Origin of the sequence: Agathobacter ruminis (assembly GCF_002735305.1) — a bacterium.
GTDB classification, from domain to species: Bacteria; Bacillota; Clostridia; order Lachnospirales; family Lachnospiraceae; genus Roseburia; species Roseburia ruminis.
Genome location: NZ_PDYG01000100.1, coordinates 45718 through 69527, shown reverse-complemented (window position 1 = coordinate 69527; position 23810 = coordinate 45718). Strand labels below are relative to the sequence as shown.

The 23810-nt window shown below is 45.5% G+C and carries 20 protein-coding genes; 1 reads left to right on the top strand and 19 read right to left on the bottom strand.

Going from position 1 to position 23810, the window contains the following annotated elements:
• Window positions 1-4: 4 nt before the first annotated feature.
• The 18 genes from CSX02_RS10645 to CSX02_RS10555 form a co-directional block, all read right to left on the bottom strand.
• On the bottom strand, window positions 5-1147 hold the full coding sequence (locus CSX02_RS10645) for an acyl-CoA dehydrogenase family protein (RefSeq protein WP_031543466.1): 1143 nt from the start codon (window positions 1145-1147) through the stop codon (window positions 5-7).
• A complete protein-coding gene (locus CSX02_RS10640) occupies window positions 1144-2814 on the bottom strand; it encodes a class I adenylate-forming enzyme family protein (protein ID WP_099386660.1) in 1671 nt (556 codons plus the stop codon). The genes CSX02_RS10645 and CSX02_RS10640 overlap by 4 nt, the downstream gene beginning before the upstream one ends.
• A 121-nt stretch (window positions 2815-2935) precedes the next feature.
• Complete coding sequence (locus CSX02_RS10635; RefSeq protein ID WP_099386659.1) at window positions 2936-4315, bottom strand: MFS transporter; 1380 nt, start codon at window positions 4313-4315, stop codon at window positions 2936-2938.
• Between the two features lie 253 nt (window positions 4316-4568).
• A complete protein-coding gene (locus tag CSX02_RS10630) occupies window positions 4569-5342 on the bottom strand; it encodes an acyl-CoA dehydratase activase (protein ID WP_099386658.1) in 774 nt (257 codons plus the stop codon).
• 8 nt (window positions 5343-5350) lie between these two features.
• Window positions 5351-6589, bottom strand: a complete 1239-nt coding sequence (locus CSX02_RS10625; RefSeq protein ID WP_031543470.1) for a CaiB/BaiF CoA transferase family protein — start codon at window positions 6587-6589, stop codon at window positions 5351-5353.
• A gap of 23 nt (window positions 6590-6612) precedes the next feature.
• Window positions 6613-7740 (bottom strand): 2-hydroxyacyl-CoA dehydratase subunit D, encoded by a 1128-nt coding sequence (locus CSX02_RS10620; protein ID WP_099386657.1) that lies wholly within the window; start codon window positions 7738-7740, stop codon window positions 6613-6615.
• Window positions 7737-8978, bottom strand: coding sequence for a 2-hydroxyacyl-CoA dehydratase subunit D (locus CSX02_RS10615; RefSeq protein WP_031543472.1), 1242 nt, complete (start codon window positions 8976-8978; stop codon window positions 7737-7739). Before CSX02_RS10615 ends, CSX02_RS10620 begins: the two co-directional genes overlap by 4 nt.
• A 167-nt stretch (window positions 8979-9145) precedes the next feature.
• Window positions 9146-10900, bottom strand: coding sequence for a M3 family oligoendopeptidase (locus CSX02_RS10610; protein WP_099386656.1), 1755 nt, complete (start codon window positions 10898-10900; stop codon window positions 9146-9148).
• 14 nt (window positions 10901-10914) lie between these two features.
• Window positions 10915-11322 (bottom strand): PaaI family thioesterase, encoded by a 408-nt coding sequence (locus tag CSX02_RS10605; RefSeq protein WP_099386655.1) that lies wholly within the window; start codon window positions 11320-11322, stop codon window positions 10915-10917.
• Window positions 11323-13131 (bottom strand): oligoendopeptidase F, encoded by a 1809-nt coding sequence (gene pepF, locus CSX02_RS10600; RefSeq protein WP_099386654.1) that lies wholly within the window; start codon window positions 13129-13131, stop codon window positions 11323-11325. It abuts the gene before it with no gap.
• 272 nt (window positions 13132-13403) lie between these two features.
• Entirely contained in the window at window positions 13404-13583 is a 180-nt protein-coding gene (gene rpmF, locus CSX02_RS10590) for a 50S ribosomal protein L32 (RefSeq protein ID WP_031543476.1), read from the bottom strand.
• Between the two features lie 4 nt (window positions 13584-13587).
• Window positions 13588-14112 carry a YceD family protein gene (locus tag CSX02_RS10585; RefSeq protein ID WP_189281519.1) on the bottom strand — a complete coding sequence of 175 codons (525 nt, stop codon included), beginning with the start codon at window positions 14110-14112 and terminating at the stop codon, window positions 13588-13590.
• 63 nt (window positions 14113-14175) lie between these two features.
• Entirely contained in the window at window positions 14176-15369 is a 1194-nt protein-coding gene (locus CSX02_RS10580) for an acetate kinase (protein ID WP_031543478.1), read from the bottom strand.
• A gap of 97 nt (window positions 15370-15466) precedes the next feature.
• Window positions 15467-16753, bottom strand: coding sequence for an adenylosuccinate synthase (locus CSX02_RS10575; protein ID WP_099386652.1), 1287 nt, complete (start codon window positions 16751-16753; stop codon window positions 15467-15469).
• Between the two features lie 146 nt (window positions 16754-16899).
• Window positions 16900-17778, bottom strand: coding sequence for a DegV family protein (locus tag CSX02_RS10570; RefSeq protein WP_099386651.1), 879 nt, complete (start codon window positions 17776-17778; stop codon window positions 16900-16902).
• A gap of 328 nt (window positions 17779-18106) precedes the next feature.
• On the bottom strand, window positions 18107-19729 hold the full coding sequence (groL, locus tag CSX02_RS10565; protein ID WP_099386650.1) for a chaperonin GroEL: 1623 nt from the start codon (window positions 19727-19729) through the stop codon (window positions 18107-18109).
• A gap of 17 nt (window positions 19730-19746) precedes the next feature.
• Entirely contained in the window at window positions 19747-20031 is a 285-nt protein-coding gene (locus tag CSX02_RS10560; protein WP_099386649.1) for a co-chaperone GroES, read from the bottom strand.
• Window positions 20032-20150: 119 nt separating this feature from the next.
• Window positions 20151-20951 (bottom strand): Cof-type HAD-IIB family hydrolase, encoded by an 801-nt coding sequence (locus CSX02_RS10555; protein ID WP_031543483.1) that lies wholly within the window; start codon window positions 20949-20951, stop codon window positions 20151-20153.
• Window positions 20952-21532: 581 nt separating this feature from the next.
• Between CSX02_RS10555 and CSX02_RS10550 the strand changes: the two genes are divergently transcribed.
• A complete protein-coding gene (locus CSX02_RS10550; protein WP_031543485.1) occupies window positions 21533-22702 on the top strand; it encodes a tRNA(Met) cytidine acetate ligase in 1170 nt (389 codons plus the stop codon).
• On the opposite strand, the gene aroB is transcribed toward CSX02_RS10550, so the two are convergent.
• Entirely contained in the window at window positions 22689-23801 is a 1113-nt protein-coding gene (gene aroB, locus CSX02_RS10545) for a 3-dehydroquinate synthase (RefSeq protein ID WP_031543486.1), read from the bottom strand. The genes CSX02_RS10550 and aroB overlap by 14 nt on opposite strands.
• Window positions 23802-23810 lie beyond the last annotated feature (9 nt).

Here is a 23810-nt window from a genome sequence, read left to right as displayed (position 1 = left end):
CTTTTTATTTCAGCAGACTTCTTGAAATGACAATCTGCTGTACCTGACTGGTTCCCTCATATAATGTCATAATCCGTGCATCACGATAGAACCGCTCAACCTTGTATTCCTTAATATAGCCATATCCGCCATGAATCTGTACTGCCTTGGCGCATACGCGGTTTGCCATCTCTGAGCAGTAATATTTGGCCATAGAGCATAGCATGGATGCATTCGGATCTCCGGCATCCTTTGCCTGAGCAGTCGTATAAAGAAGTGTGCGTGCCGCCTCGATTTCTGTTGCCATATCTGCAAGCATAAAGCTGATGCCCTGGTTATAGCTGATTGGCTTGCCGAACTGCTTGCGCTCTTTTGCATAGGCGATGGATTCCTCTAATGCGCCCTGTGCACAGCCGAGTGATTGTGCAGCCACACCGATTCGTCCGCCGTCGAGTGTCTTCATTGCAACTGCGTATCCTTTGTGCAGCGGTCCAAGCAAATCCGACTGATGGACTCTGACATCTTCGAGAATAATATCCGAAGTCGGATATCCGTTGATTCCCATCTTATGCTCCGGCTTTCCACAGGATACGCCCGGAAGCTTCATGTCGACGATAAACATCGAAATCCCCTTCGGTCCTTTGGACTGCAAATCCGTGCGCGCATATACAATTGCATAATCTGCAAACGGTGCACCGGAAATAAAACATTTTCTTCCATTTAAGACAAAATATTCACCGTCCTGTACAGCCTTTGTGGTCATGCTTCCCGGATCAGATCCGGCGCCCGGTTCCGTCAGTGCAAATACAATATGTTTTTTCCCCTGCGCCGCAGGTGTCAGATATTTTTGCAATTGCTCTTCTGTTCCGCATGCAAGCAACGGTCCGCCACCCAGAGAGTTTGGTGTATTGGCATAAATAGCCAGAACCGGGCAGACACGCGCGAATTCTTCATTCATCAGAACATAGGAAAGGGTATCTCCCCCCTGTCCGCCATATTCTACAGGAATCTTGGTGCCGGCAAACCCATATTTTGCCATCTTGTTCCAGATTTCCCAATTGAACTCCCCTGTCTCATCAAGTTCATCCTGAATTTCCTTTGTAAATTCTGTTTCCGCAAAATTGCGAAAATTCTTCCGCATTAATTCATGCTCTTTTGAAAGAATCATTGAATACCTCCTTTTCCCTGACTGATTCCAAATCGTTCCATCATCATTTCACGCAAAAGCCCTGTAGATGTTTTTCCGCTCTCTGTCATCGGTATTTCATCCACAAAAGCGATATAAGCAGGAATCTTATATTTTGCAAGATGCGCACTTAAATATTGACGTATCGCATCTTCCGAAATCGTCTCCTGATCTTTTCGCACAATGGCAGCCGCGATTTCCTCCTGTAAAACAGGATGTGGCACGCCAACCACCTTGACCTGTTTCACCTGCGGGATCTGGCTGATGCAGCCCTCGATCTCGGCCGGTGAAATGTTCTCTCCACCGCGAATGATCACGTCTTTCAGTCGCCCCAGCACGTGCAAATGCCCGTTTGCATCAAAGAATCCACGGTCTCCCGTATGGAGCCATCCGTCTTGTTGCAATGTAGCAGTTGTCTCGGCCGGGCGGTTATAATACTCTCGCATCACCACGAATCCGCGGATTGCGATTTCTCCGGTCACGCCTCCGGCATGATTTAAAAAATGTCCCTGTTCCACGCAAAGATGCAGCTGTCCCTGTTCATCCCATATTCCTGCGTCGAGTTGCGGAATGACAAATCCCGCATTGTCAGCCTTTTCTCCGACTGTCTCGTCGTATTGCGAGAATGTCACGCCCGGAGATGTCTCTGTCTGTCCGTATGACATCAGCAAATGTTTCATCCCGAGTTTTTCACAGATCAGTTGATAATCCGTCTCTGCAATCGGCGATCCGGCAATGATTCCACTCACCAGATTCGACAAATCGAATTCCGGCAGCCGATGATTGTGTACCATCGCAAGAAACATGCTTGGAACTCCGTTTAAAATCGTGCATCCACACTTCTCGATTGCATATAACGCATCCAGCGTCCGATAATATTTCATCACATACAAGCCATATCCGGCCGTCAAAGCTCCGAGCAGACAGCTCGTCATACCAAAGCAGTGAAACAGCGGCACCATGACACAGGCCTTGTCCGTCGAATTCCAGTGCATCGCTTCCACCGTTGCCTTCGCGCAATTGACCAGATTATAATGCGTCAGCATCACGCCCTTTGGAACCGCCGTCGTCCCGGATGTAAATAACATGCAGGCAATGTCATGCGGTTTCGGAATGGCTTTTAATGCCTCAATGCGCACACAGTCCTCCGCCGTCAGGCTTCTTGCCCCATCAATCATAAACCGGATTGCATCGTCCAGTTCGATTGGGATTGTCTGTTTCAGATAGGGATGCTCATTCAAATCCAACTGATCGATGATATCTGTCATTTTCTGGTCTTTGAATGTCTCTCCGTAAAATAAAAATTCAATCTGTGCGTAGGAAAGCACACGATACAGTTCATCCGCCAGATATCCCGGGTTGACCAATACCGCTGTCGCGCCAATCTTTTGCAAACCAATATATACGATGATCCACTGCAGATGGTTGCCACACCAGATTGCACATCTTGTCCCGGAATGAATCCCAAAACTGTCAAAGCGTTTGACCAGCCAGTCCGATAGGAGATCCAACTCTGCCCATGTGGTCTGCTCTCCTTCAAATTCCACAGCCACGGCATCCGGTGTCTCCTGTACACGCTTTGCAAACAACTCCCCGATTGTCATCTCATTCAATATGAAATTGTCGAATAACAACCCCTCAGATGTCATATTTGTTTCCTCTCTTGTCAACTTGTCGACAAGTTACATCTCTATTTTAATTCTTTCTTTCAGTTTTGTAAAGGCAGAATTAAAAAAAGGTGTGTCAAATGACACACCTTTTTCATCATCACTATTTGCGTCCAACCAATGCATCATCGAGCGGCTTGCCTGCTGCTTCACGATACTTATCATCGGTTTCTTTGACATGTTTCGCACTGAACAGGCTCATCAGGATAAATGCTACCACACCGAGAATTCCAACGAATGCGAATACGGCCGGAATATTATTGCCTGTTGAATTGCTGTTGATAATAAATGTTACTACCACTGCTGCCAATGCGTTAAAGATATTGGAAAGCGGATTCAGGCAGGCAAATACGCTCTGGAAGTCTTCGCGTCTCCAATACTGTGCTGCAACTGATACGGTATAGTTTGATGAAGCACCCATTGACATTGCGATGCATACCATTGAAATGGTTGCAAGTACACCGATCTGGTTGAATGCGGCAATGGTTCCGAGAATACCTGCAAGGATCATCAGGCAGGTTGCAAGCAACATGGATTTCTTGGTTCCGACAGCGGTATCCAATACACCAAGCAGCCAGCTTCCGATTGCACCGAAGATTGCGACGATCAGCATAATGATCTTGTAATCAAGCTTCGGGAAGTATGCGATAATATCCTGTGAACGAACCATGGTTCCGATTGCTGCCATCAGGATTAAACCACAGGTGACAGATGCAAACCAGAAATCACGGCTGATGAATGTATGACCGGTATGCCATACGGAAGTCTTTTTGTTTTCGATTTCCTCTTCCATCATCTTCTTTGCAATTTCAGGAGTCAGATTCTTGTCATTGTCACGATAAGCGCCAACCTGCTCCGGATAATCCGAAATGCCTACAAGGAATAACACATATCCGATTGCGCAAACAATAATAAACGGTAAGAAAGCCATAAAGATTGCAGGTTCTTTTCCATTATCCAAAGGAGTCAGTGCAGTTGCTGCGAAGAATCCAATGACACCGTTACAGAACGGATAAGCAATGGTTGCGATACCCATAACAGTACCTTTTCTGGTTGGGAACCACTGACCTGCAAGAATGCTCAGGAAGAACAATGCATACATGGTTGAGCAAACATTTACCAAAAGATATGCTGCATACCATAACATCGGGATAGTAACCTGCGGTGCATGCTGATCATTGAATTTGACCGGCACTGCTGCTACCACAATTGCGGAAAGCAGAGCAATGCATCCTACAACTGCAGCCACGCGCTTGATGCTCTTAATGCGTCCTACGAAGCTTGAAATAATAATCTGCAATACGATACCGATAAATGTACCGATTGACATAATCGGTGCGATTGCCTTATCGCCGCCGTAAAAGTCTTTCAAAATGTTCAACGGGAAGTTGGTAAACACCTGGAACATCATGAAACTGGTGAACAAAACTACGATGAGGAGCCAGCCTCTTGCCCCAAATCCTTTTGCTTTTGAATTTTCCATAGTAACCCTCCATAACATGTAATAATTTGTAAAAAGTGACAACGGGCTGTCCAAAATCACTTTTACAAAAGTAATTTTACACTATATCAAACTTGTATACAAGTTTGATATGCCACTTTTCACAAACAACCGGCTGATTTGTATACTTTTATTAAACATTTTGCATAATATAGTACTTCTGTTCTAGTCTGATACCCGTTTTTGCAACAAAAAAATGGACATTTTGAGCAAAATGTCCATTTCAAGCCAGTTATTAAATTACTTTTTCGTAAGCTGCAATCGCAGCTCCCAAAGCGCCCATATACTGCGCATATTCCACTTCCACCACAGGTACATCCAACTCTCTTGAAAGAGCGCTCAGCACACCGTGATTTTGTGCAACTCCACCACTCATGCATACCGTCTCGCGAATTCCCGCCCGCTTGGCCAATGCCGCGGTTCTGCTCGCCACGGAATTGCAGATTCCGGCTACCAGATTCGCCATATCCACATTTTGCGACAATTGTGAAATCACTTCCGACTCTGCAAAGACGGTGCATGTACTCGAAATCCGCACCGGTTCCTTCGCAGCCAGTGCATATTTTTGTAAATCAGACACCGGCATCTGCAGCAGGCCAGCCATGACATCCAGAAATCTTCCTGTGCCGGCCGCACATTTGTCATTCATCACAAAATCAGCAATTCCTCCGTTTTCATTGAGCCGGATTACTTTTGCATCCTGCCCTCCGATATCAATGATGGTACGACATTTGGGATTTTGAAAATAAACACCTTTGGCATGACAGGTCAGCTCGCTCATCTGCGCATCCGCAGCCTCATATGTCTTTCGTCCGTAACCTGTTGCCACGACATAATCCAAATCTGCCTGTGTCAGTCCCGCGCTTTGCAATACCTGCTCATAGGCCTGCGCCGGTCCGTTTGTCCCCGTGCCGGCAGTGACAAGTGACATGGCACGAATCATTTTTCCATCCTCAAGGATCACACATTTTGAAGTTGTAGAACCGATATCTATTCCCAGTGTATACATTTGTACTCCTATCCGATTCGTGTTACATCCGTTGCCTCACCGGCTGCAATCATCGCATCAATCTGCGCCTGACTGTATCCCAGCTGTGCCAGCACCGCTCTTGTATCTTCTCCGAGGAAGTGTCCTCTTTCATATTCCGGCATTTCCGTATCTGTAAAGACAACAGGTGTGCGCACCATTGTGCGTTCCTTTCCGTTCGGGAATGTTACTTTGGTCAGACAGTCAGCGCCCCATGCCTGCGGATCCTCCAATACCTGATTCCAAGTCTGGCATACCGCATATGGCAGATCTGCCGCATCCATTCTGCTGCAGAATTCGTCCTTCGTATATTTTGCGACTTCCTGATGAATGATTTCATAAAATTCTTCGAGATGATCCTGCAATGCTGTCTGCGGATAAAACCGCGGATCTCCGATCAGATCTTCCCGTTCGATGACCGGCATGAAGCGGTCATACATTGCATCATATTGCGGCATGGACATCATGATCCACTGATCGTCTTTTGTCTTATGTGGTACCTGAAACTGATTTGCGATTTTTTTCTGGCTGATCGGCCACTGTGTGGATGAATCTCCATACTGATTGCACTGCAGATACAATCCGATATCCCAGATTGCACTGTGGAATAAAGATACCGTAACCTGGTCACCCTTGCCGGTTTCTCTTGCACGATAGAGTGCAGCAAGAATTCCCGCAGCCAGATACATGCCAACCTGATGGTCTCCGAAACCGGCCACCGGTGTCATCGGCTTTGCATCCACATCATACATGGTTCCCATCACTCCGCCTCTTGCAAAGAATGCCGTATAATCAAATCCCGGCAGATCCCTGGCAGGACCTTTTTCTCCGTATCCGGATACATAACCAAAGACAAGCTTTGGATACTTTTGTTTTAACGTCTCATAATCCAGTCCGGCTCTCTTCAGTCCGTTCGGGCGGATATTGGTGATAAACACATCCGCCGATGCAAGCAGTTTTTCCAGTGCTGCTTTTCCATTTTCGGTTTTGGTATTCAAGGTCACACAGCGCTTGCCTGTATTTTCCAGGGTAAAGGAAGTATCTTCCGCATCGCCGTACGGTCTGCCCTCATTCACCGCAGTATATCGCAGCGGATCACCCTTTGGTGATTCAATCTTAATTACATCAGCGCCCAGATCTGCCAGAAATCGTGCACAGCACGGTCCCGCGATAAATGTTGCCAGCTCCACAACCTTGACGCCTGCGAGTGGTTTTGTCATCTCTGCCATCCTGTATCTCCTCTCATTTTCTGCTATCCAATCATATCCGCGAAGGTTTCCATGATGGTACGCGCCTGCTCATAGTTTTGCATTTGACGATCCATCTCTATTACGACACAAGGCAGGCCCGCTTCGGCACATGCATCCTTGATCATCGGATTGTCAAATTCCTCCGGATCACAAAATTTGGTCAATGCCAGAATCACACCGTCCGCCTTCCGCTGTTTTGCTTCCTGCACAATAAATTCCACACGGGATTTTTTCTCATCATAGAGCAGTGAACAATGGTCTTTGTCGCAATAGAGACGTACCAGCGCATCCATTGCATCTTCTCCGTCCTCCGGCATCCTGCAGTCATCGCGATATAAGCGGCTGCATGCAAGAATGTCATCTCCGACAACCTGTAATCCGTAATCCTCCAAAATACGATTCCATTCCGGTGCATCTGCAAGGATTCCCGAAATATAAATACGCTTTCCGGACGATTTTTGGGCCACTTCCTGCTTCATGCAGGCAATCAGTTCACGCAGAAGCTGCGCATGTTCTTCCTTTTTCATAAAGCCTGCGCTCTTGTAGACATCACTTCGCTGTGTGGCTGTCACCTGTGGATATTCTGCACATAATGCACTGAATTCTCTCATAAGTGCATTGTGCTCGTTATATATGCGGATGGACTCCTTTAATCTGGTCTCATCCAGCTGCAATCCCGTTGCCGCTTCGAGTTCGCGAACCATACGCTCATAGCCGGCGCGTGTAAAAGCCGCACCGTAATCCGGCTTGCGATTCTGCGGATAGGTCAGCGGAATAAAAGGAATCGACGGAACCGCATACTTCCAGTTCTGTCCAATGCATTTCAGACTGTCGCAAAGACTTGGAATCACAATGGCACTGCAGCCCTCGAATGTGCCTCTCATGCCCAACTCAAGCATAGTCTGCATCACAGAACAGATAAAAGCCGGAAAATATTGCTTTGCCTCATTGACCGGAAGGTCTCCGCCATATGTATGAAACGGAATGGCACCCATGGCATGAATCAACTGCTCCGGCACATAATAGGTGACCAATACCACTTTTTCCCCATCTTTCAGATAGGCGTCCTTTTGCGCACGCGGATTCAATGCAATCTTATGAAATTGTTCAAATAATTCTGCTGTATTCATGCTCTGGCCTCCTTATTTGCTTCCATAATTTCCATCAATCCCTGCACACGCGTATCATATTGCGCCTCCGAGAAATTACGCGGATCAGCCTGATCCCCATCAAAACTCACCACAGGCACATCGACCTTTTCACCGATCTGACGACTCATCTCATACATGAAACCGGACCATAATTTGCATGATCGGTTTGTATGAACCAGGAGTCCTTCAATGTGATTGTCCGTTGCCAACTTGACACGCTTGTCGCGCGCATGTTCCAGGTTGATTGCATTCGGAACATTGCAGTAAGCGCGCACCATTCCGTCAAAATCATCATAGACAAAACCGAATGCATCCGCATAAATGGTCGTAACCATATTGATTCCACGGCTCTTTAACCCGGTTGCGGTCACGCGCAGCCACGGCCAGCAGGCAATTCCTTCAAACATAATGCGATATTTTTCTTCCGTGCGGAAAGTGGATTCCCCTTTTTGATGGTTTTCCTCGTATTCCTTTTCAAGCAGTTCCATCGCTTCGGCAGCTTCTTTCTTTCCTCTTGCCGTTACCATCACTGCCATATGATTGAGCAGATCGAATCCGTTAAACGGAGAAGGTTCGTATTGGGCCTTTGCCGTTGCGCGAAGCCATGCACGCGAACTTCTGCCGGAATATCCCATCACTTCTTTGTATTTCTCTTCGTTCCATTTTTTGCCTGTGAATGCTTCAAGCCTGTGAATCACATCCCAGAATTGCGCACGCACATAAGCCAGCTGCGCATCGGATACCTCATAATCCGGATTGAATGGAATATCAATCAAAAACATCGGAATCTGCAATTGTCTTGCGAGATCCTCATACCATTTGATCATGCAATTGCAGATATTATTGCAGCACAGCAAAAAGTCCGGCTGCGGCATCTCCTGTCCGCCATTGGAATCTTTGACCTTTGCATAAGCCAGCGAGATTCTGGCATAGGCACAGATATCATTCGAATATCCATCCGCCTCGCTGATATTACACATATGCTCTCCCTGTCCTCTGGCAGCGATTGCAGCTGCCTGATTCTCCGGATAAACTACATATAATCCCAGTGTCTCCGGGATTTCAACCGGGAAATTGCTCGAACACCATCCAACCATTTCACCGCGCGCCTTTGCTTCTGCCGCATCCGAATATGCCTTTGCCGCAATTTGGTTCAGTTTGTATTTTGCCGAATTCGGATCCAGAGGGCGACGCTCCTTTTTCGTCTCTTCTGCCATATATGTCTCCTTTTCATAATTCAAACACTCGTTAAAACCATTTTACACCCAACTCGTCAACTTGTCGACAAGTTTTTATCATATCCGTATTCTGCCATTGCCTGTGTCCATGAACGCAATCAAAAAACAGGCTTTGCATGCAAAGCCTGTTTCGTGATTCCATATGATTATAATGCACAGAATGCATCAATATTTGCTTCAATTGCCTCCAGTGAAGACTCCCAGAATTTCTGGTCGGTCAGATCGATGTTCATCAAAGCTCCTGCTTCCTCTACATTGCAGGTAGGTGTTGCTTTTAACATTGCCTTATATTTCGGCACAAAGCTCTCTGCACCTTCTTCGAGATAAAGATGATACAAACCAGCTGCAAATAATACGCCAAATGCATAAGGGAAATTGTAAAAGCTCAGACCGGTGCTGTAATAATGGCCCTTGCATACCCACATATACGGATGCAGGCAGTTCTCATCAAGTCCCTCTCCGTATGCCTGTCGCTGTGCATCCAGCATCAGCTCTTTCAAATCATCCGTCATCAGGAACTTGTTCTCGCACTGTTCAAATACAGCCGTCTCAAACAGGTAACGGGAATAAATATCAACGATACACTGTGTCTGCTCTTTTAATAGACCCTCAAGCAGTGCCAGCTTCTCCTCATCCGATTTTGCATTTGCCACATAGCTGCTGCAAAGGAATGTCTCGTTGAATGTGGAAGCGGTCTCTGCCACTTGCATCGGATAATCCTGATTCATCGGTCTGTTATCCTGCACCTGACGATCGTGGAAGGAATGTCCAAGTTCATGCGCAAGTGTATCAATTGCGGTAAATGTACCGTCAAAGTTGGTCAGCACACGGCTTTCCTTGATCATGGATACACCGCAGTCGAACGCGCCGCCGCTCTTGCCCTGATGCGGATAGAAATCAATCCATTCATTTTCAAATGCTTCCCGCATCAATCCGGACATTTCCGGCGTGAATTTTTCAAAGGTGCCTGTCAGGATTTCCTTTGTTTCGTCAATGGAATATTTGCGCTCATCCTTTCCAAGCGGTGCAAAGAGTTCATACCAAGGCAAACCGCCTTCGTATCCGAGTTTTTTTGCCTTATGCAGGAAATATCTGCGCACCTTTGGCAAATGTGCCTTGATGGCACCCATCATGGCATCGAGTGTTTCGCGCTTCATATTGGATTGCTGCAAAGTCATCGCAAGCGGAGATTCAAAACCGCGCTTCTCTGCAATCATATTCATCTGCAATTTGATATTGTTCAATGCATAGGCAACAGAATCCGCAATCTTGTCATAAGCGGCAATTTCTGCTTCATATGCATCTTTTCTGACCTTTTTGTCGGCATCATAAGCCAGATTACGCACATCAGTCAATGTGATCTGTTTGCCGTCATAATCTACCTTCACGGTTGAAGAAAGATAATTCTGCAAATTAGACCAAGCGGATCCGCCGGTCATATCCATCTGCGCATATAATTCTTCCTGCTCATCGGAAAGCATATGACTGTCATTTTCCTTGATTTTGGTCAGATAAAACTGATAATCCGCAATCACTTCCGACTGCTTGGCAGCCTCCTCAATGTTGTCGAGTTTTGCCAGAATCTTGCCGGCTCTGGTATCGCTTGCAACCTTTGTGGAGTCGAGACGTGTCAGATTGTTGGATTCTGCCATCAGATCACCGTTTTCAGTATCGGTTGCCTGACGCAATTCCACATAGAGGATCAGTTTCATAAATGTTTCCTGAATCTGCTCCTGCAGCAAAAGGATCTGCTCTGCTTCTTTGACTCCAGGCACATCCGGCATATCAGCAATCACCCGGTTATAATTCTCAATCAGTTCCTCACAGGTCTTGTAATCCTTTTTGTATTGCGGATCGTCAAGTCCATGATAAAGTTTGTCCAAATTCCATTCTGTTTTCATGGTATTCTCCTTTGTTATTCTAATTCTTCCTGTAATGCGTAATAATGAAAAGTGCCTGTGGCAAAAAGTGTTCCATCATCCCCGCAAATCGTATAGTCTATGACACCGATGGTTCTGCCCATCCGCACCACCTGCGCTTCACAAATCACTTCCCTGCAGTTCTTTGCCGCACGCAGATAATTGATATTGCCGTTCAATGTCGTCACATAATGTCCGTAAGTTGCAGCTGCAATACCACACAGAGAGTCCGCGAGTGTAAACAGGCATCCGCCGTGCATGCCTCCGTAAATATTCTCATAACGCGCGTCCATTTCCAGGCGTCCCTTTGCATATCCTTCTTTGATTTCAAGAATTTCTCCGCCCAGAGTTTGATTAAACGGATTCACCTCATATAGTTTGCGCAACTTTTCTTCATCCAACATTTATGCCTCCAACTCGTCGGTCAATTGTTCAATCTCATCAATGATTGATCCGATGTAATCAATGGTATCGCAAAGTGCGCGATCTGTTGTCACATCCACGCCTGCCATCTTTGCAAATTCAGCCGGTGTTACGGTACCGCCCGCCATCAAAGTCTTTTTCCAGTCATCAACTGCTTGACAGTCCTTGCGAATGCGCTGAGCCACTTCTGTTGCGATGGTCAGACTCGCACTGTAGCAATAGGAATACAAGCCCATATAATAATGCGGCTGACGCATCCATGTCAGTTCGCATCCATCTGTCAGTTCCACTGCATCTCCCCAGAATTTTTCAAGCACACCACGATAAATTTCATTTAAAGTCTCTGCCGGAACCGCTTCTCCCTGATCGATCAGTTTGTATACTTCACGCTGATAAGCCGCTTCGAGCAGATGCGTTACGAAATTATGATAATAGGTATTCGAAATCTGTGCGGAAAGCACCCATCTTCTAAAACGCTTATCGTCCGCGTTCTTTTCCTTCAGGTACTCTGCCATCAATAGTTCATTCATGGTAGAAGGTGCTTCCACCACATAGTTGGATACTTCTGCATCAAAAAAGCTCTGATTTTGTCCGCAAAGCCGGAAATGCCCTGCATGACCGAGTTCATGTGCCAGAGTAAATACATCACTCATGCGCTCATTCCATGAAAGCAGGATAAACGATCCCTTTTGATACGGCGATGCACAAAATCCACCGGTTGACTTTCCTTCATTTTGTGCAAAGTCCACCCAGCGTTTTTCATATGCTTCCTTGAGCATTTTGCCATAATCTTCACCCAGAACGGAAAGTCCCTCAAGAATATATTCCTTGGACTGTTCGATGGTAACATGCGGATCGTATTCCGGATCCAGTGCAATCTTTAAATCTGCATAGGTCATCTTGTCCAAATGGTTGGTTCTCTGCAGCAATTTCGCATATTTGCGCATATGCACAGACAGTTTCTCCATAATCAGATCAATCTGACGGTCATACATTTCACGTGTTACTTTTTGTGAAAACAGCAGATAATCAAATACATTATCAAAATGGCGCAAATCCGCCATATGCTTTTCCTGCTTTACGCACATCTGATACTCAGCAGCCGTCGTATACATATAATCACGCAATTTTGCCGAAAATGCAGAAAATGCAGCGCGACGTACCGCGGTGTCCTTTTCGTATTCATAATTATCCTCAAACAGAGAATAGCCGAGCGGATACTTCTTGCCATCCACTTCAAAATCCGGGAATTTCATGTCAGCAAGCTTGGTCTGCTCATATAAACCATAGCTTGCATTCAAAGTATCATCCAGTGTCGACAATACAAATTCTGTCTCCGGGCTCAGGCGATGTGGCTGTGCACGCAGAATATCACGCAGATAATTCTTTGCGATTGCAGTCTTCTCAATTGCCTCTTCAATGACTTTCGCATCGGCCTCTCCAATCTCGCCTTCGATGAAAGACAGCTTGCTGATTGCCTTGCGATATTCATTGCTGACCTTTTCATCCCTCTTCAGAGCTTTTGCATCGGTATAATCCACCGATACCGCAAGCATCGTATACTCCCCAATCCATGATACCGTGCAATGAAATTCTGCCAGCTGATCCATACATTTACAGATTGCATCTGCCGTGTTCAGGTGTCCCTTAAACTCCTGCTCAATCTCATCGGCCATCTTTACGACCTTTTCAAGATCACGGTACATCGCATCATCATTCTCATAAATCAAAGAAAGATCCCACTTCAGGTTCTCCGGAATCTCACTTCTTTTTTTCAAAGTTTCTGCCATAATCCTCACCATCCTATTTTTATTCAGGTTTCATAAAACCATTCCCTATTATACAAAATTTTTTTGCAATCGAAAAGCTGTTTTTCAGGTACAAGAAAGCATGTTGCTTGCAACATGCTCGCGCCGAGTGCGGTTGCTGAAGGCAACATATTCCTATCGCACGAGTGCGCATCCATAGCGGAGCGCTTTTTATGATATAGGAATTTCGGAGAAATTTCCTGTATCATAAAAAACCTCTCGCATAAAGCGAGAGGTTTTTGAATTCATGTTTCTTATGCCTGTGGAATGATTTCTTTCTTGTTGTATGATCCACAGTTCTTGCAAACACGATGAGGCATCATAAGCTCACCACACTTGCTGCACTTAACTAAAGTAGGAGCGCTCATCTTCCAGTTTGCTCTTCTCTTATCTCTTCTTCCCTTAGAAGACTTATTCTTTGGACAAATAGACATCTGTTTACACCTCCTTAAAATTTTTAAATATATCCTGGATTGCTGCCATTCTTGGATCTGGAACAAAAGTGTCACATTTGCAGGTGCCTGCGTTTAAGTTCATTCCGCATACTTTGCAAATTCCTTTGCAATCATCCTTGCACAGAACTTTCATCGGCCAGTTCACCAAGATTTCGGCGTAGATCAATTTGTCTACATCCATTTCAAACCCAATCAGGTAGTCTGTTTCTTCCATTTCCTCATCGATTGCCTCACCGTCAACCAGCTTCAGCTTTTTGTCGATTTGAAATGAAAAATCGGTAGGAACCGGTTCCAAACAGCGATCGCATGGAATCTCCATTGTCAATTCAACCGTACCGGATACGAGCAATGCCGCATCTTCCTGGTTCTCAACAGTGAGATTCACAGGTGCTTTTTTCGTGATTGGGAAATCTCCCAAACGCGAGCTGAATGTCTCCAATTCAATCGGAGCTTCGTATGTTTTTTTCTTATTGATTGTCTTTATAACATCAGTAATATCAAAAATCATGGTCTACTCCTACCCACACTCGAACTATTATAGCGAGATGTTTGCAATTTGTCAATATCTTTTTTATTTCACAAGTGCGACTGTCTCACGGCAGATAGCAAGTTCTTCATTGGTTGGAACAACCCATGCCTGAACCTTTGAATCTGCGGTGGAAATCATTGCATCATCGCCATGTGTCTTCTTGTTTACTTCTTCGTTCAGTCCGATTCCGAGATATCCGAGATATCCCATAATCTTAGAACGAACATTGTCATCATTCTCTCCGATTCCCGCTGTGAATGCAATCACGTCCACACCGTTCATTGCTGCTGCATATGCACCGACATATTTTGCAACGCGATAGCAGAATGATTCAATTGCAAGTGCTGCCTTTTCATTGCCTGATTCAGCAGCTGCTGTCAGATCACGGAAGTCGGAAGACACCCCGGAAATTCCTTCCACACCTGACTTTTTGTTTAATACAGTCAGCATTTCGGATACTGTCAGATTCTCTTTCTGGCAGATGAATTCAAGAATGGATGGATCGAGATCTCCGGAACGGGTTCCCATCAAAAGTCCCTCGAGCGGAGTCAATCCCATGGAAGTATCTACACACTTTCCATTCTTGACTGCGGATACGGATGCACCGTTTCCGAGATGACATACAATAATCTTTAAGTCTTCGTAATTCTTTCCTACAAGCTCAGCCACTCTCTTTGATACAAAACTGTGGCTGGTTCCGTGGAATCCGTAACGACGAACTTTGTATTTCTCATAATATTCATATGGCAGACCATAGATATAAGCGGTTGCCGGCATGGTCTGATGGAAAGCGGTATCAAATACACCAACCATCGGTACATTTGGCATCAGTTCCTGACATGCACGCACACCGATTAAGTTTGCCGGGTTGTGAAGCGGTGCAAGATCATTGCACTCCTCTACGCCCTTTATGACTTCGTCGTTGATGACGCAGCTGCTTGAGAATTTCTCGCCGCCGTGTACCAGACGATGTCCGACTGCATCGATCTCTGATAATGATTTGATTGCACCGGTCTTTTCATTTACCAACGCATCCAAAACCATCTGAATCGCCTGCTTGTGTGTCGGCATCGGTGCCTCGGTGAATTCCTTGTCAAGGCCGGCTTTCTGATATACCAGACGGCCATCGATTCCGATACGCTCGCAAAGGCCCTTCGCCAATACGGATTCTGTGTCTGAATTGATCAGCTGATACTTTAATGAAGAGCTTCCACAATTTACTACTAATACATTCATTTTTCTCGTCTCCTTATGTCTATTTTAAAGTTTTTATAATAAACACTATTTACTATTATAGAACTTTCTCGCAAATCAGACAATCGAGTTTTTGGTTTTAGTCACGAACAATCATGGCTTCTCTGTCTGCACCTGTTCCGATGAATTTCACAGGAATTCCAATATAATCTTCAATAAAACGGATATAATCCTGTGCATTCTTTGGCAGATCTTCAAATTTTGTAATGCCCTCGATGTCACCGAAATTGCCATCGAGTTCCTGATATACAGGTTTCGCATGATTCAATACATTAAGATTGGTGGTAAAGTCTTCGGTGATGGTGCCGTTTACATCATATGCCGTACAAACTTTAATCTTGTCGAATTTACCGATGGTATCAAGATGGTTGACAGACAATGCGGTCAAGCCGTTGAGGCGCTTTGCATACTTCAGTGTCACCAGATCGAGCCATCCGCATCTTCTCGGGCGACCGGTGGTCGTACCATATTCATGTCCGAGTTCACGGATGCGGTCTCCTGTCTCATCGAGCAGTTCGGTTACATACGGGCCTTCTCCGACGCGGCTTGAATATGCCTTGATGATACCATATACATTTCCAATATCGGATGCACTCAGTCCGGAACCGGTCAGCGCACCTCCGATGGTCGGGTTCGAAGAAGTTACAAACGGATAAGAGCCAAAGTCGATATCCAGAAGTGTTGCCTGCGCACCCTCTACAACCACTTTCTTGTCTGCTTCAAGCGCTTTGTGAATCAATGTGAAGGTATCGCACACATAAGGTTTGAGCTGCTTCGCATATTCCACATATTCCTGATGTACTTTTTCAAAGTCGAGCAGTTTGTCATAATCTTCCTGCGGATCGTAGAATTTTAACAGAGCCAGTCTCGATTCAAACTGTTCCTGCAGCTTTTCTCTGAAATCTTCTGCATACAGATCTTCCATACGAATGCCGCAACGCTCAAATTTATCGCAATAAGATGGTCCGATTCCTTTACCTGTGGTACCGATTTTGGATTTTCTTGCCTTTTCCAAAGCCGCATCCAACAGTCTGTGATATGGGAAAATGACATGTGCTTTTTCGCTGATTTTCAAATATCGGTCGACATCAAATCCATGGTCTTTCAAATTATGGATTTCATCGAGCAATACCTGCGGATTTAAAACCACACCATTGCCAATGATACCAACGGTATGTCCGGAAAGCAGTCCGGATGGGATCAAATGCATTGCATATTTCACACCATTCACTTTGATGGTATGTCCGGCATTATCACCACCTGTTGCACGGATTGCCACATCTGCAGTGGTTCCGAGATAATCAATGACCTTGCCTTTTCCTTCATCTCCGTAAAAGCAACCAATTACCACATCTACTTTTGACATTTCTCATCCTCTTTTCTAGCGTCAAAATTAATACTTATTTTTGCAAAGAAAAAGCGCGATGTAAAAACATCACGCTTGTCCTGCCGTTTTTACTTATTGATTATAGCGGATTTGCCTGCATAAGTAAACGAAATATCTCACAAAAATTATAATACCTGAATCTTTTTTGAGCACGCAATTGCCAAAGCGCCCGGTCCGATATGACAGGATACGGACAGTGACAATGGATTCAATACGACATCTTCATCCTTGAAATTCGGGAAGGAAGCCAGCATTTCCTGCTTAAATTGTTCTGCTGCTTCACGGTCATAGGTATATGCAATCTCAAGATGCATATTTTTTCCTTCCGGATCTTTGAAACGCTCATCAAAATCATGATGCATTGTCTTAATCATGATATCTTTTGCCTGCTTGACGGTTCTTGCTTTTGCAAATGCATCAAGCTTCTCTCCCTGAATCTGCAATACCGGCTTTAATTTCAGCAATGTGCCGAGCGCTGCGGCTGCCGGTGTGATGCGTCCACCTTTTTTCAAATAATATAAGGTGTCAAGCATAATATAAATGGATGATTCAAACTTCTCATTCTCGAGAATATCTTTGATTTCTTCTGCAGATTTTCCGGCTGCAGCCAATTCTTTTGCATCCAGCACGGATTGTCTCTGGGTCACGGAGATGCGCTGGTTGTTGACCACCTGAACTCTTCCGTCATATCCCTGCGCCAGCATATATGCGGTCTCACAGGAACTGCTCAGGCCGGATGACATTGGAATATATACGATTTCATCATATTCACGGAGAATCTTGTCCCATTTATCTGTCACATTTCCCACCAGCGGCATCGAAGTCTTGATTTCGCAATCGCTTTGCAGTCTCTCATAAAACTGCTCCTGCGTAAAATCGATATCTTCGTAAAACATTTCTCCGTCAATATAAAAAGGCATCGGCATTACCACAACCCCTAATTCTTTTGCTTCTTTTTGTGTAATTCCACTATTACTGTCTGTAATTACGCAAACGTTCTTCATAATTTTGGTTTTCTCCTTAGTCGATTCCATCATGTGTTTTTTGAAACCATATCTTAATTTTTTTATTCAACATATCAGATTATACATAATACAAGACGCGTTGTAAATGTAGTGTTAAAAGCCACATTAGGTCGAAATGGTTTCCTTAAAAGTTAGAAATCATGTCCACCTTGAAACAGGCATAAAAAAAGTGCTCTCGATATCGAGAGCACTTTTTGCATCCTTGCTACGCAAGCAATCAAGCGACAGATTTCCGAGTCGCATCCTTGCTTCGCAAGCAAGCGACAGATTTCCGAGTCGCATCCTTGCTTCGCAAGCAAGCGACAGATTACATCATACCGCCCATTCCGGCTCCGGCCGGCATAGCAGGGGTATCTTCTTTGATGACTGCGACTGCAGATTCGGTTGTCAGAAGGGTGGATGCAACAGATGTTGCATTCTGCAATGCACTTCTGGTTACCTTAACCGGATCAAGAATTCCCTTCTCAACCATGTTGCCGTATTCTTCCTTGGCTGCATCAAATCCGACACCTTCTTCGGACTCGCGTACCTTATTGATGATGACTGCGCCTTCTAATCCTGCATTTGCGGAAATGTAGAATAACGGAGCCTCAAGTGCCTTTAAGATGACCTTTGCACCGGTCTTCTCATCGCCTTCAAGTGTCTCAGCAAGCTTTGCAACTTCCTTGGATGCATGGATATAAGCTGATCCGCCACCTGCGATGATTCCTTCTTCTACTGCAGCACGGGTTGCATTCAAAGCATCTTCCATACGAAGCTTTGCTTCCTTCATTTCGGTCTCGGTTGCTGCACCGACACGGATTACTGCAACACCACCGGAAAGCTTTGCAAGTCTTTCCTGTAATTTTTCTTTATCGAATTCAGATGTGGTCTCTTCAATCTGACCCTTAATCTGATTTACACGGCTTTCGATTGCAGCCTTGTCTCCTGCGCCGTCCACGATGACGGTATTCTCCTTGGAAACCTTTACGGACTTTGCACGACCAAGCTGATCCATGGTTGCATCCTTTAATTCAAGACCAAGATCTGATGTGATTACCTGTCCGCCTGTCAGGATTGCAATATCTTCAAGCATAGCCTTTCTTCTGTCACCATATCCCGGTGCCTTGACAGCTACCACATTGAAGGTTCCGCGCAATTTGTTCAAAATCAAGGTTGTCAGGGCTTCGCCTTCGACATCTTCCGCAATGATCAACAGTCTTGCACCTGCCTGTACAACCTGCTCAAGCAATGGGAGGATCTCCTGAATATTGGAAATCTTCTTGTCTGTGATTAATACATATGGATCATCCAAAACAGCTTCCATCTTGTCCATATCGGTGCACATATAAGCAGAGAGATATCCTCTGTCAAACTGCATACCTTCTACAAGGTCAAGTTCTGTCTCCATCGTCTTTGACTCTTCGATGGTGATGACACCGTTGTTCGTTACCTTTTCCATCGCGTCAGCTACCATATTACCGGTCTGCTCGTCTCCTGCGGAGATGGCTGCTACTTTTGCAATCTGATCCTTGCCGTTGACCGGTCTGCTCATCTTTGCAAGTGCTGCAACTGCGCACTCTGTTGCTTTCTTCATACCACGACGAAGCACGATTGGATTTGCACCTGCTTCGAGGTTCTTCATGCCTTCCTGAACCATAGCCTGGGTCAAAACAGTTGCGGTTGTGGTTCCGTCTCCGGCTACATCATTGGTCTTGGTTGCAACTTCTTTTACAAGCTGTGCACCCATGTTCTCGAATGCATCCTCAAGCTCAACTTCCTTTGCAATGGTCACACCGTCGTTGGTGATCAGCGGAGCGCCGTAAGACTTCTCCAATACTACGTTTCTTCCTTTCGGTCCCAATGTGACACGAACGGTATTTGCCAATTTATCAACACCTGCACCGAGTGCCTGTCTTGCTTCTGATCCGTATTTAATATCTTTTGCCATTTTTGTTTCCTTCTTTCCTATTCTACAACTGCCAAAATATCATTCTGACGAACAATAATATATTCTTCTCCGTCCAGTTTTACTTCTGTTCCGGAATACTTCGAATAGATCACCTTCTGACCTACGGTTACCTGCATGGTCACTTCTTTTCCGTCAACCACACCGCCAGGTCCGACGGCTACAACTTCAGCCTGCTGTGGCTTCTCCTGTGCTGCTGCTGCAAGAATGATACCGCTCTTTGTGGTCTCTTCTGCCTCAAGCTGCTTCAAAACAACTCTGTCTGATAATGGTACTAACTTCATTTATGTTGCCTCCTTTATCTGTTTATTAGCACTCTTTTCTTTCGAGTGCTAACCGATAATCCTATATTAGTTTTCCACCCTTCATTTGTCAAGTCACATTGTAAGGTTTTATACTTTTTTTATATTAATCCGTAATATTCCATCGCATGATAAATGCCGCCTTCGTTGATGCGTTTGGTGACATATTCGCAGATTTCTTTGATTGCTTCGACGCCGTTGCCCATTGCGATGCTGTGAGAAACATATTTGAGCATATCCAGATCGTTGACGCTGTCTCCAACCGCATAGATATCATCATGGTTTAAACCAAGATATTTGCGCACCCATTCGATTCCGGTCGCCTTTGATGTCCCCTTCGGAATCATCTCCACGACATGAAAATCACGCTCACTCGAATGCTCGATAAAATCAAACTTCTCTCCGAGTATCTCTTTTGCCTTTGCATATTCGGAATACGGGAAATTGTCAAACGAACATTTTTCAATCAAAAAGTCCTTCTGCGAATTCCGGATCGGATGTGCATTCTCGCCCAAAAGCGCAAACAGATAATCAACATACGGATCCTCTTCAAATCCTTCCGTATCGATCCAGCAGTCATACGGACCCTCCAGCACCGATGGCAGCCTGCAGTCCGCAAGTGTCTTTGCCACCCAGTTTGCGGTTTCGGTCGTCATCACATTGTCATAAATGACTTCTCCGTTCATTTCCACATAATTGCCACATGCCGCAATAATTCCGTCAAAGCCAAGCTCCAAAAGATGCTGCGCCTGAATCGAGGAGCGGCTGCGTCCACTGCACAAAAAGGCCAGATGGCCATTCTCCTTCAATTTACGAATTGCCTCTTTGGTACTCTCCTCAATATGCATCTTCTCATCCCAGAGTGTCCCATCAATATCAAAAAATACCGCTTTTTTCTTCATAAAATCTCCATCACATTCTATTGTATATCGCTTCGTATTATACACTTTTTTCTCCATTTCGCAAACAATCGCCCCTCCTGCCACCCCGCCACCATCTGCCGGTCAGGACATGATAGGCGCGCCTGTCCTATATAGACCGGTACGGAACACTGTCCATTTGCTAAGTAAAACAACGAAGCCGTTTTTGAGCGCTCGATACCGCCTCAGAGCGTCCATCCGGGACGCCATCGGCTCTCGCCGCCGTCCGTGGCGGCTCGTATCGAGCGCTTCGCAAAAGCGGCTTCTGTTTTACTAAGCGCGTTCCCAATGATGTTCCTCCACCGGTCTATATGGCCCAGGAAAGTGATCAGGAATATCGGGTGTTTGCGTGGAAAAGACAGTGCCGGAGAAGTGCAAATAGTTGAAAGAACAACCTCAATCAAAGAAGCGGTGCGCGGCTTTGCGGAGAATCTTGCTTTCGAATGCCGTGTGTCCTGACCGGCAGATGATAGTGGGGCGGTAAGAGGGGCGAACTGTCATTGTGGGAAGAAGATAAAAAGTGTATAATCGAAGCATAGAGAGAGAATGGGAAAGGAATTTTTATGAAAGCAATCGGCATTGTTGCAGAATTTAATCCGTTTCATCAGGGACATGCATATTTGATCAGCTGCGCGAAGGAGCGCACCGGGGCAGATTATGCCATCGTCACAATGAGCGGAGATTTCGTGCAGCGGGGAACGCCTGCATGCATGGACAAGTATACGCGCACACGCATGGCGCTCTCCATGGCCGATGTGGTCATCGAATTGCCGTGTCTGTATGCCACTGCGTCGGCAGAATATTTCGCGCAGTATGCAGTTCGCATGCTCGTCGATACCGGTGTTGTCGATTGCATTTGTTTTGGTACGGAGCATCCGGACTTTCCGTTTGAGACGATTGCGGATATTCTCATGCAAAAAAACGAGCAGATTGAGGAATCCATTCGTTCTGCGGTTGCATCCGGACTGACTTATCCGGCAGCAAGGGCTGCGGCTTTGTCCGATTATTGCCTTTCTCACAAAATTGCAAACGATTTTGCCATTTTGGAAGCATTATCCGAGCCCAATACCATTCTGGGAATCGAATATACCATCGCCGCACTGCGCCATCATTGCACGGTGCTTCCGATTGCGCGTATCGGGCACAGCTATCATGACAATTCCACGGAAGGAGAATATCTGTCTGCCAGTGCCATCCGTACGCAACTGCTTGCAACAGAAAGTCCGGAGCCGACCGAGCGCAAATATGTCAGCGAAACCGATATGAATGCATTGGTATTCCAGGCTTTGCTTGCCGCACAGAAGGCCGGTTACGACCAATATCTCGACTGTGACAAAGACTTGAGCAACCGCATCTGCAAATTACTGCCGCAATATACGGATTTTGTATCTTTTGCGCATTTGCTCAAAAGCAAAAATTATACCTATACCCGCATTTGTCGTGTGCTTTTGCATATCATGCTCAATATCAAAAATGAGGATATGCACTATGCGCCTTATTATCGCGTACTCGGCTTTCGAATGAGCGCACAGGAACTGCTTTCTCAAATCAAAAAAACAAGCTCTGTCCCGCTGATTACCAAACCGGCATCGGCACAAAGCTTGCTTCATGAATCTGCATATTCTGTTTTTGAATTGGATCTGTATGCTGCTGCATTATATGAACAGATGGCTTGTCAGGACTTTGCCCCGCGCATCAATGAAATGCAACAGTCACCGATTATAATTCCATAATGATTTCGCGTGCAACGCTCTCCTCAATCGGGGTGGAATACACATTTGGTCCGAATTCCACGACATCACCGATTCCTTTTTGCAATACAAAACGCAATTTGCCGTCACGTACTTTTTTGTCGGTATATAGTTTGCGCACCAGAGCTTCTCGGTCGATATATTCCGGGATTCGCGTCGGCAAACCCGCTTTTTGGCACAGTGCGATGACGCGATCTGCTTCCTCTTCCGACATATATCCAAGTCTGGCTGCCAGAAGAACTTCCGCTGCAAGTCCGATGGAAACAGCTTCTCCGTGGAGCAGACGGTAATCGCTGACGGTTTCAATTGCCCGTCCTACCGTATGTCCGAGATTTAAGATTTCACGCAAACCACTCTCAAGTTCATCTTTCATTACAACCTGATATTTGATTTGACAATTGTTCTCAGTGATATATTCACATGGGAATTTTTTTAATGCATAAATATCTTCCATGTTTTGTTCCAGAAAGAGGAACATCTCATTGCTGCGAATGCATGCATGCTTGATGGTTTCTGCCATTCCACTGTGCAATTCGCGCTGTGGAAGCGACTTCCATGTTTCGATATCGATATATACCTTGCGTGGCTGATTGAACAGACCAATCAGATTGGTTGCAAGCGGCGTATCAACCGCTGTCTTACCTCCGACCGATGCATCCGCAGCCGACAATAATGTGGTGGAATAATTGATAAACGGAACACCTCTTGCAAAAGTCCCTGCCAGAAATCCTGCCAGATCGGATACAACACCTCCGCCGATTGCAAGGATGGCACAGTCTCTGCGATAACCCTTTTCGAGCATCGCATCCTCAATCTTTGCCTTTGTCTCGCGGGTCTTGGACTTCTCTCCTGCTGCAAATACAAACAGATCGAGAGAATATCCGGCATCTACGATTGCTTCGCAGATTTCTTTTGCATAGAGATCGCGCACATTCGAATCTGTGATGACCGCAATCTTTTTGATATTACCGATCAATCCTTTTTCCAAATCGGATACCAGTTTGTTTTTCAGATCATATCCGATTTCAATTTCATAACTGTCGTCTACCACTTTTTTTAATTCCACATTAAAGGTACTCATTCTCAACTC

What these genes read in the sequence shown, in the direction of transcription:
- CSX02_RS10620 (WP_099386657.1), bottom strand. Translation starts at nt 7,740, where the DNA reads ATGAATACAGCAGAATTATTTGAACAATTTCATAAGATTGCATTGAAT.
- CSX02_RS10575 (WP_099386652.1), bottom strand. Translation starts at nt 16,753, where the DNA reads ATGTCAAAAGTAGATGTGGTAATTGGTTGCTTTTACGGAGATGAAGGA.
- CSX02_RS10615 (WP_031543472.1), bottom strand. Translation starts at nt 8,978, where the DNA reads ATGGCAGAAGAGACGAAAAAGGAGCGTCGCCCTCTGGATCCGAATTCG.
- CSX02_RS10560 (WP_099386649.1), bottom strand. Translation starts at nt 20,031, where the DNA reads ATGAAGTTAGTACCATTATCAGACAGAGTTGTTTTGAAGCAGCTTGAG.
- CSX02_RS10630 (WP_099386658.1), bottom strand. Translation starts at nt 5,342, where the DNA reads ATGTATACACTGGGAATAGATATCGGTTCTACAACTTCAAAATGTGTG.
- pepF (WP_099386654.1), bottom strand. Translation starts at nt 13,131, where the DNA reads ATGGCAGAAACTTTGAAAAAAAGAAGTGAGATTCCGGAGAACCTGAAG.
- CSX02_RS10610 (WP_099386656.1), bottom strand. Translation starts at nt 10,900, where the DNA reads ATGAAAACAGAATGGAATTTGGACAAACTTTATCATGGACTTGACGAT.
- groL (WP_099386650.1), bottom strand. Translation starts at nt 19,729, where the DNA reads ATGGCAAAAGATATTAAATACGGATCAGAAGCAAGACAGGCACTCGGT.
- CSX02_RS10635 (WP_099386659.1), bottom strand. Translation starts at nt 4,315, where the DNA reads ATGGAAAATTCAAAAGCAAAAGGATTTGGGGCAAGAGGCTGGCTCCTC.
- CSX02_RS10625 (WP_031543470.1), bottom strand. Translation starts at nt 6,589, where the DNA reads ATGGCAGAGATGACAAAACCACTCGCAGGCGTCAAGGTTGTGGAGCTG.
- CSX02_RS10585 (WP_189281519.1), bottom strand. Translation starts at nt 14,112, where the DNA reads ATGATTTTTGATATTACTGATGTTATAAAGACAATCAATAAGAAAAAA.
- CSX02_RS10555 (WP_031543483.1), bottom strand. Translation starts at nt 20,951, where the DNA reads ATGAAGAAAAAAGCGGTATTTTTTGATATTGATGGGACACTCTGGGAT.
- CSX02_RS10580 (WP_031543478.1), bottom strand. Translation starts at nt 15,369, where the DNA reads ATGAATGTATTAGTAGTAAATTGTGGAAGCTCTTCATTAAAGTATCAG.
- rpmF (WP_031543476.1), bottom strand. Translation starts at nt 13,583, where the DNA reads ATGTCTATTTGTCCAAAGAATAAGTCTTCTAAGGGAAGAAGAGATAAG.
- CSX02_RS10550 (WP_031543485.1), top strand. Translation starts at nt 21,533, where the DNA reads ATGAAAGCAATCGGCATTGTTGCAGAATTTAATCCGTTTCATCAGGGA.
- CSX02_RS10570 (WP_099386651.1), bottom strand. Translation starts at nt 17,778, where the DNA reads ATGAAGAACGTTTGCGTAATTACAGACAGTAATAGTGGAATTACACAA.
- CSX02_RS10605 (WP_099386655.1), bottom strand. Translation starts at nt 11,322, where the DNA reads ATGTTGGATGAAGAAAAGTTGCGCAAACTATATGAGGTGAATCCGTTT.
- CSX02_RS10645 (WP_031543466.1), bottom strand. Translation starts at nt 1,147, where the DNA reads ATGATTCTTTCAAAAGAGCATGAATTAATGCGGAAGAATTTTCGCAAT.
- aroB (WP_031543486.1), bottom strand. Translation starts at nt 23,801, where the DNA reads ATGAGTACCTTTAATGTGGAATTAAAAAAAGTGGTAGACGACAGTTAT.
- CSX02_RS10640 (WP_099386660.1), bottom strand. Translation starts at nt 2,814, where the DNA reads ATGACATCTGAGGGGTTGTTATTCGACAATTTCATATTGAATGAGATG.